The 2,408-nt window shown below is 74.8% G+C and carries 1 protein-coding gene and 1 pseudogene; both read right to left on the bottom strand.

What is annotated here, in order from left to right; genetic code table 11:
- On the bottom strand, positions 1-1,358 hold a 1,358-nt coding region (locus NBX02_RS11090), incomplete at its 3' end, for an amidohydrolase family protein (protein WP_250291228.1).
- 678 nt (positions 1,359-2,036) lie between these two features.
- Positions 2,037-2,408 (bottom strand): annotated as a pseudogene (locus NBX02_RS11085) (hypothetical protein); the annotation flags it as partial.

Raw genomic sequence — 2,408 nt, 5'->3', positions numbered from 1 at the left:
TCACCCACGGGGCCGGGCACCGGGGACGGCCGGAGGCCACCGCCCGCGGGTACGGTCAGGGCCGCGGGCAGGCGGGTGTGCGGGACGACGGGAACACCGCCGAGAAAGACCCCGGTCACCGCGTCGGGACGTTCGAACAGCGACAGGTCGCCCGGATCCTCGTCCAGCAGAACAGCGTCGAACTCGTAGCGTGGGGCAATACGACCGATACTTTCCGAGATACCGCACAGGCGCGCACCGTTGGCTGTCGCCGCGAGCAGGGCTTCGGACACCGACAGTCCACTCTGGCGCAGCCGGGTGATCTCGGCGAGGTTGGTGCCGTGGCGGTCCCGGTGCCGGCTGTCGCTGCCGAGAGCGATCCTGACCCCGGCGTCACGGGCCACCGCGATCGTGTCGGCGAGCATGGCCCGGGTCACGTGCGCACGGTCAGCGGCCCACTGGGGCAGCTGCCCGCTGTCGGCCAGCTGCCCCAGCTCGTGGTACGGCGACAGGGTCGGGACCAGCGTGACGCCCCGCCGCGCCATCAGGTCGGCCTCACGCTGCGTGAGACCGATCCCGTGCTCGACCGAGCGGACGCCGGCCGACACCGCCGCGTCGACGGCGCCCGCCCCCAGCGCGTGCGCCATGACCCCACGCCCGAAGGCGGCCGCCTCCGAGACCGCGGCGGCGAGCTCCGCGGCGGTGAACTCCGGCAGCGGCTGCCCCGGGCGCACCGACATGATGCCGCCGCTGGCGAAGACGTTGACCCAGTCCGCGCCCGCCCGCACCACCGCGCGGACCGCCGCGCGCATCCCGTCCGGCTCCCGGACGACATGCCGGGGCCGGCCGGGGTAGCCCAGCGCCGTCAGGGTCTCCGGCGCCTCCAGGCCGGGGCCGAGCAGCGCACCGTCGCCGTGGCCCTCGGAGCGGGTCAGCCCGACCACCGAGACCGCCAGCCGCGGCCCGGGAATGTGCCCGGCGAGCAGCGAGTCACGCACGCCCGCGTCCGCGCCGCCGGCGTCCCGGACGTACGTCACCCCGGCGGCCAGGGTGCGGCGCAGCATCGCCGCCGTCTGGAAGAAGCGCTCCGACAGCGGAGTCGTCATCATCTCCAGCGGGTCGTATGTGCAGAGCGTGACACGGGAGTGGCAGTCGATGATGCCGGGCATCAGCCACAGCCCGTGCGCGTCGACATCGACCGCGTCGGCGTCCAGCGGGAGATGCGGCCGGACGTCGGTGATGTGCCGGTTGCGTACCGCGACGTCCACCGGGCCGTCGAAGTAGCCGTGCTCGTCAAGGGCGTGCACGCCCCGCAGGACGAAGCCGCCCGACAGGGCGGTGCCGCCCCGCCGCGGGACATCGGTACTGGTGATCGTCATCGTGCCGTTCCTGCCGCTGGGGTCCGGCGTCCACCAGCGGATGGATCACCGCGCTGATTACGGGACGCCATGGAGATCACATAGGATATGCCGGCTCGGGCCGGGTACCGCGCTGGGCCCGCTCGGCCCGGCCGCGCACCGGGTCACCCGGTTGGGACGGCGTGGCGGGGACGACGGCGAAGAAGCGCCGGGCGGCAGCCAGGCCGCCCGGCGGTCGCGACGTCCGAGCGGGTACTCAGGTCACGGTCGACAGGCCGTGCTCGACACGCGGCAGGTGTCGATGTACCGACGGACAGTGAAGCCGCACGCCGGCATGGCACGGTCGTCCGCGGCACCCGCCGCTGGCTTCCACCTGGCCCTGTACACCTGTACCTCCATGGTCGGCGCCCGGGGACGCGCCGTCACGGACTGGGCTGCCCGCCCGGGCCGCGCACGGCCCCCGTCTGGGCGGCTCAACCGCTCGTGACGTCCGCCGACGAGCGGATGCCGCAGCCGATGATTCCAGTCCGCTCGTGAACGTAACTGACTGTCATTGGCAGGGTCAAGAGCCTGTGGCGTCGGACGCTCTTCGACCGCTCTCCGAGCGCTCTCGCCCGTAGCCCGACGGATCCCGACGGATGATGGCCGCCCGCGCCCCGGCAGCTACCCGCGATGGCCGGCGACGGCGGTCGGCCACCGTCATCCGACCGGCGCGGCGGTGACCGGCGGGTCCACCGGATGGCGCGCCGGCACAGGCTCCGCCGCCGCCACCGGGCCGGATGCCGCGGCCAGCCCGGCCCGGGCGGCGCGCAGCTCGCAGGTGAGCTCGTCGGCCTGACGCTCGGCGCGTTCGGCCCGGGAACGGGCGTCCGCCCTGGCCTCGGCGAGCACGGCCTGGCGTTCGTCCGCGGCCCGGTGGGCTGCCTCCAGCCTGCGGTCGGCGTCGGCGTGCACGCGGGTGATCTCCGCGTCCGCGGCGTCACGCTGACGGACCAGCTCGGCGTGCAGCCGGTCGGCCTCCGCCCGGGCCTGGGCCGTGGTGTGCTCCAGGGCCTCGGCCCGGGCCCGCGC

Source organism: Protofrankia sp. CiP1_Cm_nod1 (assembly GCF_920888515.1).
Lineage (GTDB): Bacteria > Actinomycetota > Actinomycetes > Frankiales > Frankiaceae > Protofrankia.
This window is presented reverse-complemented; position numbering and strand designations above follow the sequence as displayed.